The following is a 17,207-nucleotide window of genomic DNA, read 5'->3' on the forward strand; positions in this document are numbered from 1 at the left end:
CCCAAGACCCACTACTCCTTTACTGAAATTCAGAAAATAATTGCTGGCGCAGAGGCTGCGCCCAAAGCGTATAGCGCGCATCGGCGGTTTGCTGCCAACGCACTTCAAACCACATTAACATCAGATAATCGAGCCAAGGTTGCCAGAGGCGGATCTGCGCCTCAAGCCGCACAAGGTCGGGGTATCCGCCGCACCGGGCATAGTCCAGCAACAGCTGCGATTGCTGAGACGGACTGTAGCCATTGCCGCGAAACAAGGCGGCGAACTCCAGTGCGATATCGGCAGAAACCGCGTATTCCCAGTCGATGAGGCGCGTGCCCTGCGGACTCACGACCCCATTTTCAGGATGAATATCCATGTGTGTCACCGCCGTCTTCAGCGCCTTTGGCGGCGAGCGTTTCATCATTCGCTGATGCACTCGCAGCCACGCCGGTGTCAAACGCCGCCGGTCAATCGCCTGCCAGTATCGCCCCAGCCGCCGTCGGATATCCAGCACCTCGCCCTGCGGCGCAACGCCGTGCAGTCGGGCCAACAAGGCCGCCAACTGCCGCTGCTGCTCGGCGGAGAAAAACAGCGCCTGACTCAGTGTTTCGCCGTCCACCCAACTCACCACCAGCCAGGGATACGCCCAACGCAAGACCTGAGGCGCGATGCCCGTGGAAGAGAGGTGGCGCAGCAGGCGGTTTTCACGCCGCCGGTCGATCCCCAGCAACTGTTTTTCAGCCGATTCAAGGCGGGCAAGATAGCGATGCGTGGGCGATTCAATCCGCCAGCTTTCGCTGCTCAACCCTTCTACCGGAGTAAAAACACAACCGGCGGAATAATCCGCCGGAAGATGTTTTTCAACGAGACTGCGTAAACTACTGTTGATTTTGAACGGCACCGCTGCCAGACCAGACAATTTCACCGGTCTGCACGGTCATCAGCTGCATATCGAGCGTTGGCGATTTCACGTTGCCGCTCGCATCGCTGTACAGCACATACTGGGCATTGACCTGACGCGCCAGCGCAATCGCCTTGCTGCGCGAGACCAGGTTGTCGTCAGCAGAAAGGCCCATCGCCTGTTTGGCGCTCGCCAGCTGCGAAGCCGGAACCACGGTGAAGGTGTTGTTAGACGCCAGTGCGGTATGCATTGCATCGGTTATTTTACCGGTTTGCAGCGAACCGTTAGTGCTGTTCTTCACGTTATCCAACAGTAAAACGCTGCCAGACTGAACGCCGTCAGCCTTGAGCATTTTCGCCACTAACGGCTGTACCGTTGCGCTCCAGTCAATGGATTGCAGTTTCGGCGGCTGAGGAATAGTTTCAACCGGCGGCTGACCCGAGGTCTCAGGCGTACCGATAGGCGGCACGGTGGTGATAGGCGCGGTCGTCGGCGGTGGTGTCTGAGGCTGTTGCTGCTCTTGTTGTTCTTGCTGGGTGGAAATACAACCGCTTAACGCTAAAGTTGCCAATGCCACGATTAAATACTTTTTCATCAACCCTCTCCCTACGGGAAATTAAAGGTAAAGGTGGACACGTACACTGTACGCATCAAGATTGCCGTTAAGCGAATAGATATCGGCGTCGGAATTTGCTGGAACGGTAATGGTTCGCGGCGCAGCAAACGGCAGCAGGTCCAACCCCTGCTTATCATACCAATAGAATACATAGTGTATCTGTATCGGTTTAGACTGATTATTGCTGAGCGTCAGCGTCGCCTTTTGGCGTCCTTCGTCGTTGGAAAGTGACGGCTCGCCTGGGATAATCCCTGCGGTCAAGACCGGCGACTCCATGATAACCGTTTGCTGATTATTCAGCGCAATGCCCGGTTTCGTACTGCATCCTGCCAGACAAAGCAACATCGCACAGGCAATCAAAAATCGCATAACCTTCCCTCAATAAGCGCTAGAACACCCGCAGCAGCGGGCATCCTGATGGCGAAACCGCGTGTTAACGCGACAGCAGAGGGCCAAGATTATGACCGCCCACCAAGTGCATATGGATATGATACACCACCTGACCGGCGTCTTTATTGCAGTTCACAATTAAACGGTAACCATTTTCTGCAATACCTTCCTGCTCGGCGATTTTCGCCGCGACGGTCATCATGCGACCCAGTGCGGCTTCATGCTCGGCGGTCACGTCATTCATGGTCGGGATCAGGATATTGGGAATAATCAGGATATGGCTTGGCGCCTGCGGGGCGATATCGCGAAACGCGGTCACCAGTTCGTCCTGATACACCACGTCAGCCGGAATTTCGCGGCGGATAATTTTACTGAAAATCGTTTCTTCGGCCATGATAGTTCTCCATTGAAAGCTCTTTATTACAAATAACTGCGAGCGCAGTATGAGTCAGCCATTCTGCTATTTTCAAGTTTATTAGGGCGTTTGCAACTCAATACCCGAATAAGGAGCGGCGGCAACGGAAATCAGATCGTCTTTTGTCTCTCTGCCGCCACGTTTGATTGGCTAAAACCCAACCGATGTCGCCTGCTATTTTGTAATCACCAGCCGGTCTTTTCAACAACGCCACCCACGACACTCTCATGAATTTTAAAATAAAAAAGGAGACCGAAGTCTCCTTTTTTATTTTTATGATACGAGTGTTTTACTTGTCGATTAGTGGTTGCGGATATAGTCGTCCATATCCGTTTTCAAGTTATCAGACTTGGTGCCAAAAATCGCCTGTACGCCCGAACCTGCGACGACCACACCCGCGGCGCCCAGTTGTTTCAAACCCGCCTGATCGACCTTGGAAACGTCGGCCACGCTCACCCGAAGACGGGTAATGCAGGCGTCGAGGTTGGTGATGTTTTCTTTGCCGCCGAACGCCTTGACCAGTGAGGCGGACATTTCGCTGCTGCCCTGTGCCGTCTGTGTCGTCGCAGTGTCTTCACGGCCCGGTGTTTTGAGGTTCAGTTTGACAATCAGCACGCGGAAAATAGTGTAGTACACCAGACCATAAATCACGCCAACGATCGGGAACAGCCAGATACGACTGCTGTTGCCGCTCAGCACCACGAAGTCAATCAAGCCGTGGGAGAAACTGGTTCCGTCACGCATCCCCAACAGAATACAAATCGGGAAAGCCAAACCGGCCAGAATCATATGGATCACGTAGAGGATTGGCGCGACGAACATGAAGGCAAATTCAATCGGCTCGGTAATACCGGTCAGGAAGGCGGTCAGCGCGGCAGACATCATGATGCCGCCCACTTTGGCCCGGTTTTCAGGTTTTGCCGAGTGCCAGATAGCAATCGCTGCGGCCGGAAGGCCGTACATTTTGAACAGGAAGCCGCCGGACAGTTTGCCCGCCGTCGGGTCACCCGCCATGTAGCGTGGAATGTCACCGTGGAACACCTGGCCCGCCGAGTTAACGTATTCGCCAACCTGCATTTGGAAAGGTACGTTCCAGATATGATGCAAACCAAACGGCACCAGCGCGCGTTCTACGATGCCGTAGATACCGAACGCCACCACCGGGTTCTGGTAGGCTGCCCACTGGGAGAAGGTCTGAATTGCGCTGCCGATCGGTGGCCAGATAAAGGACAGCACAACGCCGAGGATAATCGCTGCCAGTCCGGAAATAATTGGCACGAAGCGTTTACCGGCAAAGAAGCCCAGATATTCCGGCAGCTTGATGCGATAAAAGCGGTTAAACATCGAGGCTGCAATCACGCCCGACATAATCCCGCCGAGTACGCCGGTGTCGGCAAGATGCTTGCTGACAATCTCCTCCGCCGGAAGATGCAGGACCAACGGTGCTACTACGGCCATGGTTTTAACCATGATGCCGTAGGCCACCACCGCCGCCAGCGCAGAGACGCCGTCGTTGTTGGTGAAACCTAGCGCTACGCCGATAGCAAAAATCAGCGGCATATTGGCAAAGACTGATCCACCCGCTTCGGCCATAACGTGAGAAACGATGACGGGCAGCCAGCTAAAGTTTGCCGAACCGACACCCAGCAGGATCCCTGCGATAGGTAAGACGGAAACGGGCAGCATTAGCGATTTACCGACCTTTTGAAGGTTTGCAAACGCGTTCTTGAACATATGAGAGTGCTCCTGAGTAATGGTCATACCCTTGTTACTCAAAGACTCAGCCAAGGCTGAGTCTTGATGACGACGGGTATCTGCTTCGTAGGGTCTTTAGCGGGTGCCGTAAACCCTGTTGCGGCGGCTTTTCTCGCCGCTGCGGGCGGGACATATTTTTGCCCCTTTTATTTTTTACGAAGGGTAAAATAAATCGCCTCAATATTATTTGATGACAGTCACGTTTTGTTAAAAAAACGCCAACGATGGCGTAAAAAGTGGCGTATTTTCAATAAATCAGGCGTTTTATATCCGGATCGCCGGCGAGTATCGCCCAAACCGCGGCGTGCAGATTAGCGGTTCAGACGATTAATTACGAGGTGAAAAATAAAATGCAGAAAACGCTACACGCAGTATCAGGCGAGGCGGGCAGCGTCTACGTGGAACAGGCGTGAGAAGTTTTGCGTCGTGGCTACGGCCAGCGTTTCGAGGCTGACACCCTTAACCACCGCGAGATACTCAGCTACGTCGCGAACGTAGGCCGGCTGGTTCTCTTTTCCACGATGCGGCACCGGTGCAAGATAAGGCGAGTCGGTCTCGATCAGGATGCGGTCCAGCGGCACGTAGCGCGCGGCTTCCCGAATTTGTTCGGCGTTTCTGAAGGTGACCATTCCCGAGAAGGAGATGTATAACCCGAGATCCAACAGTTGCTCAGCCGTGTCACGGTCTTCGGTAAAGCAGTGAAGCACGCCGCCACATTCACCGGCCTTCTCTTCACGCAAAATATCCAGCGTGTCCTGACGGGCATCACGGGTGTGCACGATAACCGGCTTGTTAAGCTCACGACCGACGCGGATGTGATGACGGAAAGAATCCTGTTGCAGCTTAATCAGCGCCTCTTCTTTCTGATAGAAATAGTCCAGCCCGGTCTCACCCATCGCGACGACGCGCGCACCAGCAGCCTGAGTGCGCAGCTCTTCGAAGTCATATCCGCCCTCAATATTCAGCGGATGAACGCCGCAGGAGAAGGACACTTCTGGACGATCGCCAATCAGCTCTGCCATCGCGCGGTAACCGGGCAGCGTACAGGCTACTGCCAGCATAAATTTCACGTCGCGTTCGCGGGCTTTTGCCAGCACATCGTCAACGCCGCCGTGCAGTTTTTCGTAGTCCAGGCCGTCAAGATGGCAGTGTGAATCGACTAAAAACATAGATTTAACTCTTTGTATTTGCAGGTAAAATTTACAGGAACAGGCTTAAAGCGAGTTTTCCCATTCCAGCAACTGTTCGGTGAGCAGCAGCTCTCGGTTAACGCCAACGACGCTGAGCAACTGTTGCCTACAGCGCATCCAACCCTGCAGATTCTGCTGCAACGCCTCATTGCTTAAGGTATTGGCCAGCGCGGCAATCAGCGGCTGCTGATCGAGATTAATCACGTAATGACCCGCACCCTGCTGATATTTGATGACGTCAAGCAGCAGCGAACACAGCCAGAACAGGCGTTCAACGGCATCATCATGATTCAGCTGAGGGAGCAGCGACAGCAGACAGCGCTGCTGGAAGCTGGCGGAGACCTGCTGACACAGCTGTTCGCGCTGTTTCCAGCGCTCCGGCTGAAGCAGTTCCAGCGCGGCCAACGGTGTGCCTTCGCCGAGACGCAGTGCGGTCTGAATCGACAGTGGCGCAACCTGAAGCTGACGGGCAATCCACTGTGCGGCCAGTGAGGCCTCCGGCGTCGCTAGATGCCAGTAAAAACAGCGGCTGCGAAGCGTCGGCAACAGCCTCGACGGCTCACGGCAACCCAGCAGGAAATAGGTCCCGGCCGGGGGTTCTTCGAGCGTCTTGAGCAGGGCATTGGCCGCCGCCTCGGTCAGCAGTTCGGCCTGCGGCAGCCAGACGACTTTTGCCCCCCCCTGCTGAGAATAATTGTACAAGGTTTCAATCAGCTGACGAACCGGCTCGACGCCGAGGGTATTTTTCCCCTTTTCTGGCGTCAAGACGTGCCAGTCCGGATGGTTACCGGCAATCATCAAATGGCAACTGTGGCATTTTCCACAGCTTTTTTCCCCGTCAGGATGCTGACACAGCAACCAGCGGCTCAGACCATAGACCAACGCCTCGTCGCCCATGCCTTTGGCAGCATGCATCAACAGGGCGTGATGGCCGCGACCGCCCTGATACTGGGCGATCAGCTGGCGGTAAGGACCGTTTAGCCAGGGATACCAATTCATCCGCGGCTGTCCTGCTGGCGCTGGCGGGAAATCCAGCCAATCAGCGCGCGGCGAATATCGGCGGTCACCTGCTCGAGCGTTTGTGACGCATCGATAGTGATAATGCGGTCATCTTCGGCGGCCAGACTCAGGTAACGCTCGCGGGTGCGTTCAAAAAACGCCAGTGACTCCTGCTCGATTCGGTCGAGCTCGCCGCGCGCGCGCGCGCGTTGCAGGCCAATAGCCGGGGGCAGGTCAAGATAAAGCGTCAGGTCAGGGCGAAAATCGCCGAGCACCGTGTCGCGCAGAGAGGTCATCAGGCGTGCGTCGATACCGCGACCACCGCCCTGATAGGCCTGGGAGGAGAGGTCGTGACGGTCGCCGACGACCCATGCACCGCGTGCCAGGGCCGGTTTAATCACGTTTTCGACCAGCTGTACGCGCGCGGCATAGAGCATGAGCACCTCTGCCTTGTCGGTGAGCGGCTCGCCCTCAATCCCCTGTTTAATAAGGTCACGCAGTTTTTCGGCAAGCGGCGTTCCGCCCGGCTCACGAGTAAACTGGATGTCTTTGATGTCCTGTTCGCGCAGCGTATTGACCACGACGTCACGCGCCGTGGTTTTACCTGCCCCTTCAAGGCCTTCGATAACAATAAAACTACTTTTCATTCTTGTTTTTCATCAGGTCGCGATACGCGCGCACTGCCTTGTTATGGCTGTCGAGGTTAGTCGTAAAGGTATGTCCACCCTTTCCGTCAGCGACAAAATAAAGGAAATCGGTTTTCGCCGGATGCGCCGCAGCCTGAATGGATGCCTCACTCGGCATAGCGATTGGCGACGGCGGCAGGCCTTCGATAATGTAAGTATTATACGGCGTTGCGGTCTCAAGATCCTTCTTAGTGATCGCCCCTTTGTAGGCATCACCCATACCGTAGATAACCGTCGGGTCAGTTTGCAAACGCATGCCGATACGTAAACGGTTGATAAATACCGATGCAACCTCTTGGCGCTCGTCTTTTAGCGCGGTCTCTTTCTCGATAATCGAGGCCATGGTCAGCAGGTCGGTCGGCGTCTTGTACGGCAGTGACGGGTCGCGATCGGCCCAGATCTGCGCCACGGTTTTTTCCATTCGCAGATGAGCACGCTTAAGCAGCGAGACGTCGGTGGTGCCCGCCGTATAGGAATAGGTGTCAGGATAGAGCCACCCTTCGGCATTTTTAGCGTCCTTCATGCCCAGCGCGGTGGCGATGTCGTCATCGCTTTTGCCGGTCAATTCATGCTTGAGATAGCCCGCCTTTTGCAGCTCCTGCATCCAGTCTTGCAGGCGGAAACCCTCCACAAAACGAACGTTGAATTGGGCCTCTTTGCCGCTTTTTAGCAGCTCGAGCATCTGACGCACGGTCATACCCTGCGGGAATCGATAGGTCCCGGCCTTGAATTCGCTCAGCGCCGGTTCGATGCGCAGTAGCCAGCCGAACAGGGTCGGAGAATTGATAAGCTTTTGGCTCACCAGCATGTCCTGCAATACCACGCGCCCGGTACCGGCTGGCAGGGTGAAAATCTTTTCCTGGACGATGTTCAGCTTGCGATCGGCAAAACGTTCAACTTTGACGTAGCCCGCAATCATCAGCGCCACTAAGACGATGACGATAATGCCAAAAATTTTGATCTTTTTATTTTTCATGACGTTGTTCACTTTACAAAAAAACAGCAGCGGCGCTTAGCTGCAATGCGGATGTAAAAATTCAAATAATTTCGAGGCGTTATAATGCCAGTTTTCGGCCTTTCTGACTGAAAGAATTGGCATTAAGGCATTACAAACGAGCACTTCTTCAGCATCTGCCAACGTAGTAACGGGTTGGTTGACAATCTCGAGGCTGAATGAGTCCGAATGGGCTAAAACGTCGATAATTTTTTGGCGCATGAGGCCGTCCACGCCTGAGTTTGACAGGTCGGGCGTGAATACCTGGTCTCCCTTACGCCAGAACAGGTTGGCGGCGCAGCATTCGACCAGCATACCGGCGGTGTCCACCACCAGCGCCTCATGAGCATCGGTGTTATCGAGATGAGCGCGGATCATCACCTGCTCGAGACGATTCAGGTGCTTGATGCCCGCAAGAAGCGGACTGCGCGCCAACGCCACCGGACTAAGCGCCAGCGCAATGCCCTGCTCTCGCCAGGCGTGATAGTGCTGCGGGTAACCGCTCAGGGAAACAATCCGCGTCGGGCCTTTCACCCCTTGGGTACTGTAACCTCGCCCGCCCTCTCCGCGAGAGAGTATGACCTTGAGCACGCCCTCGTCACACCCCTCGGCGGCGGCCTGCATCTCTGCGCGCAACTGTCCCCAGTTGCAATCGGGCATCAGCAGCGCTGTAACGGCTTTTTGCAGCCGTATAAGGTGCGCGTCAAGGTGCTGCACCCTGGAGTTCTTTACCCACGCGGTGGTGAAACAGCCGTCACCGAACTGCACCGCGCGGTCACCCAGCGCAACCGAGTGCTGAGAAACACCGTTAACCCAATACATCTTATCTCTCTCCTTCGGCCTTAGACTGGCGTAGTCCCCCCATGGATACCACGAGAGCATTCCGACTTTCAATCCGATTTCGGCGTCTGACAGACAGCAAAAAGGCCCGCAGAACGGGCCTTTCTTTCAGCTTAAGTGACGCTTACAGTTTGCGGAACAGCAGAGAACCGTTGGTGCCGCCGAAACCGAAGGAGTTACACAGGCTGTATTCCATGCCTTTAACCTGACGCGCTTCGTGTGGTACGAAGTCGAGGTCGCAGCCTTCGTCTGGATTATCCAGATTAAGCGTTGGCGGTACGGCCTGATCGCGCAGCGCAAGCAGCGTGAAGATAGACTCTACCGCACCGGCCGCACCCAAAAGGTGACCGGTCATGGACTTGGTCGAACTGACCAGAACCCTGTGCGCGTCTGCACCGAAGACCGACTTCACTGCCTGCGCTTCAGCCTTGTCGCCTGCAGGCGTAGAGGTGCCGTGCGCATTGATGTAGCCAACCTGAGACGGAGTAATTCCGGCATCACGGAGCGCATTTTGCATTGCCAACGCGGCACCTGCGCCGTCTTCCGGCGGTGAAGTCATGTGGAATGCATCGCTGCTCATGCCAAAACCGACGATCTCGGCATAGATTTTCGCGCCGCGTTTTTTCGCATGTTCGTACTCTTCCAGCACCATGATACCGGCGCCGTCACCCAGCACAAAACCGTCTCGGTCTTTGTCCCACGGGCGGCTAGCAGCCTGAGGGTTGTCATTACGCGTTGAAAGGGCACGCGCTGCGCCAAAACCACCTACGCCCAATGGCGTACTGGCTTTCTCACCGCCGCCTGCCAGCATCACGTCTGCGTCGTTATAAGCAATGATACGTGCCGCATGACCAATGTTATGGACGCCGGAAGTACAGGCGGTGGCAATAGAAATACTTGGGCCTCGCAGACCGAACATAATGCTCAGATGACCGGCAATCATGTTGACGATGGTAGAAGGTACAAAGAACGGGCTTATTTTACGCGGGCCGCCGTTAACCAATGCAGTATGGTTTTCTTCGATGAGACCCAATCCGCCAATGCCTGAACCAATCGCGGCACCAATACGCGGGGCATTTTCTTCTGTCACTTCAAGGCCGCTATCTTGCATAGCTTGAATACCGGCAGCAACACCGTACTGAATAAAGGGATCCATCTTGCGAGCATCTTTACGCGAGATGTACTCTTCACAGTTGAAATCTTTTACTAAGCCAGCAAAACGCGTTGCGTAGGCACTAGTATCAAAATGGTCGATTAGGCCAATGCCACTCTTACCGGCAAGAAGAGCGTTCCAGGTGGACTCTACCGTATTGCCGACAGGAGAAAGCATGCCAAGTCCAGTCACAACAACTCGACGTTTAGACACGTGTGTCCTCCAGGGAGGGAAAAAATACCGTGGGACGAAAAAAACTTAGGCGGTCAAATGACCGCCTAACTATCAAAACCTGTTAAAAGAACAGTTTCGATTACGCCTGAGCGTTGTTGATGAAATCAATAGCTGCCTGAACAGTAGTGATTTTTTCAGCTTCTTCGTCAGGGATCTCGGTATCAAACTCTTCTTCCAGAGCCATAACCAGCTCAACGGTGTCGAGAGAATCTGCGCCAAGGTCGTCTACGAAAGATGCAGAGTTAACTACTTCTTCCTGTTTAACACCCAGCTGTTCAACGATGATTTTCTTAACGCGTTCTTCGATAGTGCTCATACTATTAAATTTCCTATCAAAACTCGCTTTCGCGATGGTTTTCGTAGTGTATAAAATGTTGGAAAAGATGCAACTAAATCCCGGCTGGTCAAACCACTATTTTGCTATATTTGACTATTTTTAAAGCCAAATAAGCAGATTCCTAGTGATTATCAGACCATATACATGCCGCCATTGACATGTAAAGTCTCACCAGTGATGTAGCTGGCCTCATCAGAGGCTAAAAATGCAACAGCGCTGGCAATCTCTTTTGCATCGCCCAACCGGTTGGCTGGAACTGATGACAAAATGCCTGCGCGTTGATCATCTGTCAACGCCCTTGTCATGTCCGTCTCAATGAAGCCGGGAGCCACGACGTTGACAGTAATGCCGCGTGAAGCAACTTCACGCGCCAAAGACTTGCTAAAACCAATCAAACCGGCCTTAGCTGCCGCGTAGTTAGCTTGCCCTGCGTTACCCATGGTCCCAACTACAGAACCAATGGTGATGATCCGGCCAAACCGCTTTTTCATCATAGATCGCATTACTGCTTTTGACAGCTTAAACACAGAAGTCAAATTCGTATCCAGGATATCCTGCCACTCGTCGTCTTTCATACGCATCAGAAGGTTATCACGGGTAATGCCAGCATTATTGACTAAAATGTCGATTTCGCCAAATTCAGCACGAATCGTCGCCAATACTTGATCAATTGACGACGAATCAGTCACATTGAGTGCAAAACCTTTGCCGTTTTCGCCTAAATAAGCACTGATAGCTTCAGCACCTTGTTCGCTGGTCGCGGTGCCAATAACACGTGCGCCACCGGCAACCAGTTTCTCTGCAATAGCTCGGCCAATACCCCGGCTTGCGCCGGTGACCAAAGCAATTTTTCCGTTGAAGCTCATGGTTTTCCTCTTCTTATTGTTCAATCGCCGCAGACAGGCTTGCAGTATCGTTCACTGCTACTGCCGTCAGGGTGTCAACAATACGCTTGGTCAGTCCGGTTAATACTTTACCAGGACCCACCTCTACTAACTGCTCAACGCCTTGCTGCGCAATGAATTCGACGCTTTCAGCCCAACGCACGGGACTGTAGAGCTGGCGAATCAACGCACTGCGAATTTCTTCTGCCGAGGTTTCAACCTTCACATCCACGTTATTAACGACAGGATACTGTGGTTGGCTGAAAGAAACTTGATCCAGCGCAATTGCCAACTTATCTGCTGCAGGCTTCATCAGCGCGCAGTGAGAAGGAACGCTGACTGGCAATGGCAGGGCACGTTTTGCACCGGCGGCTTTACAAGCTTCGTTAGCACGTTCAACCGCAGCTTTGTTACCCGCGATAACGACCTGGCCCGGAGAATTGAAGTTCACCGGCGAAACAACCTCACCCTGTGCAGACGCTTCACAGGCTTTGGCGATAGACTCGTTGTCCAGACCAATAATAGCGGACATTGCGCCTGTTCCTTCCGGAACGGCTTCCTGCATCAGTTTGCCGCGCAGTTCAACCAAGCTGATAGCCTGCTTGAAATCCAGAACACCGGCACAAACCAACGCAGAGTATTCACCCAGGCTATGACCGGCCATATATGCCGGCTCAGCGCCCTTTTCCTGCTGCCATACGCGCCAGATAGCGACAGAGGCCGCAAGGAGCGCAGGCTGGGTCTGCCAGGTCTTGTTCAGCTCTTCAGCAGGACCCTGCTGAACCAGCTGCCACAAATCATAGCCTAATACTGAAGAAGCTTCAGCAAAGGTCGCTTCCACTACGGGATGCGACGCCGCCAGATCTGAAAGCATGCCCAGAGCCTGAGAACCCTGGCCAGGGAAAACGACTGCAATCTTGGTCATTTAACTATCCTGTCAAAATAAAGCGCGTGTAACACCCATCGCGCCTGTGTTAGTCAAAAGAGTAAATATAGGTCCGAAAAATTAGAAACGGACTAAGGCAGAACCCCAAGTAAAGCCACCACCAAACGCTTCGAGCAGCACTAACTGCCCGCGCTGGATACGGCCATCACGCACGGCTTCGTCGAACGCAGTAGGAACGGACGCTGCTGAGGTGTTGCCGTGTCGGTCGAGGGTAACCACGACTTTATCCATCCCCATACCCAGCTTCTTAGCGGTTGCGCTGATGATGCGCAGGTTTGCCTGATGCGGCACCAGCCAGTCGAGCTGCTCACGGTCCATATTATTGGCCTGCAGGGTTTCATCAACAATGTGCGCCAGCTCAGTAACGGCCACTTTGAAGACTTCATTACCTGCCATTTTGACATAAGCGGGTTGGTCAGGGGTTTTCTGGTTTGGATACTCGAGGCTCAGCAGATTGCCATAGTGGCCATCGGCGTGCATATGAGTAGAGATAATTCCCTGTTCTTCAGAGGCACCCAGCAAGACTGCGCCCGCGCCGTCACCAAACAGGATAACGGTGCCGCGGTCTTCGTCGTCGAGCTTGCGGGACAGCACGTCGGAACCAATAACCAGCGCGTAACGCACGGCACCGTTTTTGACGTATTGGTCCGCCACGCTCAGTGCATAGGTAAAGCCTGCACAGGCCGCTGCGAGGTCAAACGCCGCCGAGTCACGAATGCCCAGCAGATTCTGAATCTGGCAGGCTGAACTTGGAAACGCGTGGGAAGATGAGGTTGTGGCAACAATGATCAGTCCTACGTCGTTTTTATCGACGCCGGCCATTTCCAACGCCCTTTCGGCCGCAGTCAAACCCATTGTTGCAACAGTCTCATCCGGCGCCGCAATGCGTCGCTCACGGATACCCGTACGAGTGACTATCCACTCATCGGAGGTTTCAACCATTTTTTCTAAGTCGGCGTTAGTCCGAACTTGTACGGGCAAGTAGCTCCCCGTACCGAGAATCTTTGTATACATGTACAGTCAGTCACTCTTGGGTAGTAAAGCCTCAAGGCGCGCGGCAATCCGCTCGGGAACCTGCCGCTGCACCGCCTGAACAGCCTGTTCGATAGCAACAGCAAACGCCCGCTGATTTGCTCCGCCGTGGCTTTTTATCACGATGCCGCGTAATCCTAACAAACTTGCGCCATTGTACTGGTCCGGATTGAGATGACTGAAACGCTTTGCTAATTTTTTCTGTACTATTTTTTGCAAAGCTGGCCCAAACCACCTCATCCACCAAGACTTCTTGCCATTCTCCCCAGAGGATTTAAGCAACGACAAAAACATCCTGATCACACCTTCCATAGTTTTCAGTGTGACATTACCTACAAAACCGTCACATACCATGACATCAGTTTTACCGGTCAAAAGGTCATTGCCTTCAAGATAGCCGATATAATTGATTACGGGTATGTTTTTTAAAATCGTAGCGGCTTCGCGAATATTATCCAGCCCCTTCGACTCTTCTTCACCGATATTTAATAGAGCCACGCGCGGATTAGGCGTACCAACCACCTCTTCCGCCATGACCGACCCCATCACAGCAAACTGCACCAGCATCTGGCTGTCGCATTCGACGTTGGCCCCCAGATCGAGCACCACGGTTTTTCCGCGCTGCTGATTCGGTAAAACGGTGACCAGCGCCGGGCGCTCAATGCCTTCGAGCGGCTTGATAAACAGCTTTGCCAATCCCATCAGTGCGCCGGTATTCCCGGCACTGACGCAGGCCTGCGCCTCTCCACTCTTGACAAACTCCAGCGCTACGCGCATAGAGCTTCCACGACTGGTGCGTATTGCCTGCGAAACTCTCGCATCATTCGCAATCACAGACTCAGCGGCAATAACACGTATCCGGTCCAGTAAAGAAGGATCGGTCTTAGCCAGGAGTGGTGTGATTTTATCGGGATCGCCGACGAGAAGAAGATTGAGTTCAGGATTAGAGGTCAGTGCCTGCAATGAAGCAGGCACTGTGACGGAAGGACCGAAGTCCCCGCCCATAACGTCTAACGCGATGGTCAAACGTTTCAAGGTATCGCCTTGCTATTACTTAACAAGTTTAAAGTTATCAAGTAAATAGTTAGCAAGTAAGAAATCAGCCGATAACCTTGCGACCGCGGTAGAAACCGTCGGCAGTGATATGGTGACGCAGGTGAGTCTCGCCAGAAGTTTTGTCCACAGACAAAGTGGCGGTGGTCAGAGCATCGTGTGAACGACGCATGCCACGTTTAGAACGGGTTGGTTTATTCTGTTGTACGGCCATGGACCTTACTCCTCAATTACTTTTCTTTAAACTCGCTAATACGGAAAACGGATTCGGTTTCTCGGCCTCAGGAGGCAATTTGCCAAATACCATTTCCGCGTCGGACACTTCACAGTGTTCAGATTCATGTACCGGAACGACAGGCAGTGAAAGAATAATTTCGTCTTCAATCATTGCCAGCAGATCAACTTCGCCAAAATCGTCGACTTCGATCGGCTCGTACGCTTCCGGTAATGCCTCAGCCTGCTCATCGTTCTTAACAGGACTAAAACAATATGTTGTGTGAACCTGATGCTCAAACGTCTTGCCACATCTCTGACATTCCAGAGTAACAGTAACATCTGAATGACCTTTAATTACGGCCAGACGTTGATTGTCGATATCAAACGACAAAGAGGTTTGTACATCTGAATCCACACTGACCACTGATGCGGCAACTCGCGTCACTTGTTCGGCGTCGTAGACTCCAATGTAGTCTAAACGCTTTTGGGCGGTACGAACGGCATCAACGGCCAGGGGTAATTTTACCTTTTGCATAGGGCGCGCATATTAACTTTGTAACGACGTAGAGTCAAAGAAAAAGGGCATTTTACTGCGCCTTTCACCAATATTCGCTTCCTCAGCGGCGGACAGTTTAAAATGTGTGATTCAATAACGCTATGCTTTGTGAAAAAAATTATGCAAACAATGCCACAAAAAAGGATCCTTCTGGCCTCCACCTCGGCCTATCGTCGCGCAATCCTTGAGAAAACTACGCTGAAATTCGACTGGGCGGCGCCAAACATCGACGAGACGCCGCTTGCCGGAGAGTCTGCCGTCTCTCTGGTGATGCGTCTTTCCGAGCAAAAAGCCCGTGCGCTGGCGGAAAAACATCCTGGTTACCTTATCATAGGATCGGATCAGGTCTGTGTTATCGAAGAAACGATCCTCGGTAAACCTCACAATTTTGACAATGCGTGTCGCCAGCTCAGCATGGCGAGCGGCAAAAAGGTGCGCTTTTATACCGGCCTGAGCCTGGTCGATGCCGACAGCGGTCAGGCTCAGACGCTGTGCGAAACTTTCGACGTGCATTTTCGCGCCCTTTCAGAACAGGAGATTGCCGGATACGTTCAGCTTGAACAACCTTATGACTGCGCGGGAAGCTTTAAATGTGAGGGGCTGGGGATTAGCCTGTTCGATAAGCTCGACGGCCGCGACCCGAATACCTTGATTGGCCTGCCGCTGATTACCCTGCTCGCCCTGCTGCGCGACCACGGCATCAATCCCCTGACCCCAACGGCATAAAAAAAGCGCCCGCAGGCGCTTAATTTTTTGAGCAGAAGGCGGTGATTACTTCACGCCTTTACGCAGCTTGGTCAGCGCGTTGCGCAATTTAGGCTCCAGAGGGGCCTCAATTCTTACTGTTTCACCGGTTGCCGGATGCTCGAACCGCAGCGCGGCGGCATGCAGGAACAGGCGATTAATGCCGCTTCCTGCCAGCTGGGCGTCAAACTCGCGGTCACCGTAGCGGTCATCATAGGCGATGGGATGACCGGCATACTGAGTGTGCACGCGAATCTGGTGCGTACGGCCGGTGACCGGGCTGGCCTTCACCAGGGTGGCAAAGGCGTATTTTTCTTCAATCTTGAAGCGCGTCTCGGAAGGTTTGCCTTCGCTATTGACGCGAACGATACGCTCACCGCTCTGCAAGATGTTCTTTAATAAAGGGGCCTGTACAACTTTACAGTGTGACTGCCACTCGCCGCGCACCAGCGCCAGGTAATCCTTTTGCATGGTTTTCATGCGCAGCTGTTCGTGCAGGGAGCGCAGCGCCGAACGCTTTTTCGCGACCAGCAGCACGCCGGAGGTGTCACGGTCGAGGCGATGAACCAACTCCAGGAAACGCGCATCGGGACGCAGCGCGCGCAGTCCTTCAATCACGCCAAAGCTTAATCCACTGCCGCCGTGCACAGCGGTGCCGGAAGGCTTATTAAGGATAAGGAGGTGATCGTCTTCAAACAGAATGCAGTGCTCAAGCGCGGCAACCTTGTCCAGCTTGGCTGAAACCGGCGCCTCTTCTTTCTCGGCAACCCGCACCGGAGGAACGCGAACCTCGTCCCCGGCCAATAATTTATATTCCGGCTTGATTCGCTTCTTGTTCACACGAACTTCGCCTTTTCGCAAAATGCGATAAATCATGCTTTTCGGCACGCCTTTGAGGAAGGTGCGCAAAAAGTTATCAATTCTCTGACCGGCTTCTTCTTCGGTGATGGGGATTAATTGTACAGTTGGATTCTCAGTTTTCATTGGCCATGATTCTAGATGATTCTAAATATTGAGGGCGGGGTTCGCGCCGCTGATTTTTCTGTGCTTAACTCTAAGTTTACCAGCAACTGTGAAGGAATACTTAAAACAGGCAATTTAATCGGTGAATAAAGGCGGTGCTAAAGCGCACAAAGGTGCCAAATAACTTTAGCTTCCCCTAAAAGTCACCTTGCTATCTCAGTGCCAGCAATGGAATAATGGATTCACTTCCGCGTTGATTCTCTTGAACTTAGGGAAAACGCTGGAATTATAGATTTGCCTGATGACACAAAAACGCAGCAA

The 17,207-nt window shown here is 53.3% G+C and carries 20 protein-coding genes; 1 reads left to right on the forward strand and 19 read right to left on the reverse strand.

What is annotated here, in order from left to right:
- Positions 1–19 precede the first annotated feature (19 nt).
- The 18 genes from O1V65_RS11415 to yceD all read right to left on the reverse strand — a co-directional run bounded on the left by O1V65_RS11415 (position 20) and on the right by yceD (position 15,158).
- Complete coding sequence (locus O1V65_RS11415; protein WP_227955284.1) at positions 20–907, reverse strand: phosphotransferase; 888 nt, start codon at positions 905–907, stop codon at positions 20–22.
- The gene (gene lpoB, locus O1V65_RS11420) at positions 861–1,478 is read right to left on the reverse strand and encodes a penicillin-binding protein activator LpoB (protein WP_017493571.1); all 618 of its coding nucleotides are present in this window, start codon (positions 1,476–1,478) and stop codon (positions 861–863) included. The genes O1V65_RS11415 and lpoB overlap by 47 nt, the downstream gene beginning before the upstream one ends.
- Before the next feature lie 21 nt (positions 1,479–1,499).
- On the reverse strand, positions 1,500–1,868 hold the full coding sequence (locus O1V65_RS11425; protein WP_017493572.1) for a YcfL family putative periplasmic lipoprotein: 369 nt from the start codon (positions 1,866–1,868) through the stop codon (positions 1,500–1,502).
- A 64-nt stretch (positions 1,869–1,932) separates the two neighbouring features.
- Positions 1,933–2,283 carry a purine nucleoside phosphoramidase gene (hinT, locus tag O1V65_RS11430; RefSeq protein ID WP_017493573.1) on the reverse strand — a complete coding sequence of 117 codons (351 nt, stop codon included), beginning with the start codon at positions 2,281–2,283 and terminating at the stop codon, positions 1,933–1,935.
- 321 nt (positions 2,284–2,604) lie between these two features.
- Entirely contained in the window at positions 2,605–4,038 is a 1,434-nt protein-coding gene (gene ptsG / locus O1V65_RS11435) for a PTS glucose transporter subunit IIBC (RefSeq protein WP_017493574.1), read from the reverse strand.
- Positions 4,039–4,433: 395 nt separating this feature from the next.
- A complete protein-coding gene (locus O1V65_RS11440; RefSeq protein WP_269130495.1) occupies positions 4,434–5,228 on the reverse strand; it encodes a metal-dependent hydrolase in 795 nt (264 codons plus the stop codon).
- Positions 5,229–5,273: 45 nt separating this feature from the next.
- A complete protein-coding gene (holB, locus tag O1V65_RS11445; protein ID WP_227955286.1) occupies positions 5,274–6,248 on the reverse strand; it encodes a DNA polymerase III subunit delta' in 975 nt (324 codons plus the stop codon).
- Positions 6,245–6,895 (reverse strand): dTMP kinase, encoded by a 651-nt coding sequence (gene tmk / locus O1V65_RS11450; RefSeq protein ID WP_017493577.1) that lies wholly within the window; start codon positions 6,893–6,895, stop codon positions 6,245–6,247. Before tmk ends, holB begins: the two co-directional genes overlap by 4 nt.
- Positions 6,885–7,910, reverse strand: coding sequence for an endolytic transglycosylase MltG (gene mltG, locus O1V65_RS11455; protein ID WP_017493578.1), 1,026 nt, complete (start codon positions 7,908–7,910; stop codon positions 6,885–6,887). Before mltG ends, tmk begins: the two co-directional genes overlap by 11 nt.
- Before the next feature lie 36 nt (positions 7,911–7,946).
- Complete coding sequence (gene pabC / locus O1V65_RS11460; RefSeq protein WP_165429014.1) at positions 7,947–8,750, reverse strand: aminodeoxychorismate lyase; 804 nt, start codon at positions 8,748–8,750, stop codon at positions 7,947–7,949.
- A gap of 142 nt (positions 8,751–8,892) precedes the next feature.
- Positions 8,893–10,134 (reverse strand): beta-ketoacyl-ACP synthase II, encoded by a 1,242-nt coding sequence (fabF, locus tag O1V65_RS11465; protein ID WP_084912422.1) that lies wholly within the window; start codon positions 10,132–10,134, stop codon positions 8,893–8,895.
- Between the two features lie 100 nt (positions 10,135–10,234).
- On the reverse strand, positions 10,235–10,471 hold the full coding sequence (acpP, locus tag O1V65_RS11470; protein ID WP_009637825.1) for an acyl carrier protein: 237 nt from the start codon (positions 10,469–10,471) through the stop codon (positions 10,235–10,237).
- Between the two features lie 152 nt (positions 10,472–10,623).
- Complete coding sequence (gene fabG / locus O1V65_RS11475) at positions 10,624–11,358, reverse strand: 3-oxoacyl-ACP reductase FabG (RefSeq protein WP_017494366.1); 735 nt, start codon at positions 11,356–11,358, stop codon at positions 10,624–10,626.
- A 13-nt stretch (positions 11,359–11,371) separates the two neighbouring features.
- Positions 11,372–12,301 carry an ACP S-malonyltransferase gene (gene fabD, locus O1V65_RS11480; protein ID WP_017494365.1) on the reverse strand — a complete coding sequence of 310 codons (930 nt, stop codon included), beginning with the start codon at positions 12,299–12,301 and terminating at the stop codon, positions 11,372–11,374.
- Positions 12,302–12,382: 81 nt separating this feature from the next.
- Positions 12,383–13,336, reverse strand: a complete 954-nt coding sequence (locus O1V65_RS11485; protein ID WP_026110859.1) for a beta-ketoacyl-ACP synthase III — start codon at positions 13,334–13,336, stop codon at positions 12,383–12,385.
- Positions 13,337–13,342: 6 nt separating this feature from the next.
- The gene (gene plsX, locus O1V65_RS11490) at positions 13,343–14,389 is read right to left on the reverse strand and encodes a phosphate acyltransferase PlsX (protein ID WP_269130496.1); all 1,047 of its coding nucleotides are present in this window, start codon (positions 14,387–14,389) and stop codon (positions 13,343–13,345) included.
- Between the two features lie 64 nt (positions 14,390–14,453).
- On the reverse strand, positions 14,454–14,621 hold the full coding sequence (rpmF, locus tag O1V65_RS11495; RefSeq protein ID WP_002210931.1) for a 50S ribosomal protein L32: 168 nt from the start codon (positions 14,619–14,621) through the stop codon (positions 14,454–14,456).
- A 12-nt stretch (positions 14,622–14,633) separates the two neighbouring features.
- Positions 14,634–15,158, reverse strand: a complete 525-nt coding sequence (gene yceD / locus O1V65_RS11500) for a 23S rRNA accumulation protein YceD (protein ID WP_017493514.1) — start codon at positions 15,156–15,158, stop codon at positions 14,634–14,636.
- A 141-nt stretch (positions 15,159–15,299) separates the two neighbouring features.
- Here yceD and O1V65_RS11505 point away from each other — a divergent pair, with 141 nt between their 5' ends.
- Entirely contained in the window at positions 15,300–15,905 is a 606-nt protein-coding gene (locus O1V65_RS11505; protein WP_086005829.1) for a Maf family protein, read from the forward strand.
- Positions 15,906–15,950: 45 nt separating this feature from the next.
- On the opposite strand, the gene rluC is transcribed toward O1V65_RS11505, so the two are convergent.
- Positions 15,951–16,907: a 23S rRNA pseudouridine(955/2504/2580) synthase RluC gene (gene rluC / locus O1V65_RS11510; RefSeq protein ID WP_017493516.1), complete on the reverse strand. Its 957-nt coding sequence runs from the start codon at positions 16,905–16,907 to the stop codon at positions 15,951–15,953.
- Positions 16,908–17,207: the final 300 nt, after the last annotated feature.

The organism is Rouxiella badensis (assembly GCF_026967515.2).
In the GTDB taxonomy this organism is placed as follows: domain Bacteria; phylum Pseudomonadota; class Gammaproteobacteria; order Enterobacterales; family Enterobacteriaceae; genus Rouxiella; species Rouxiella badensis.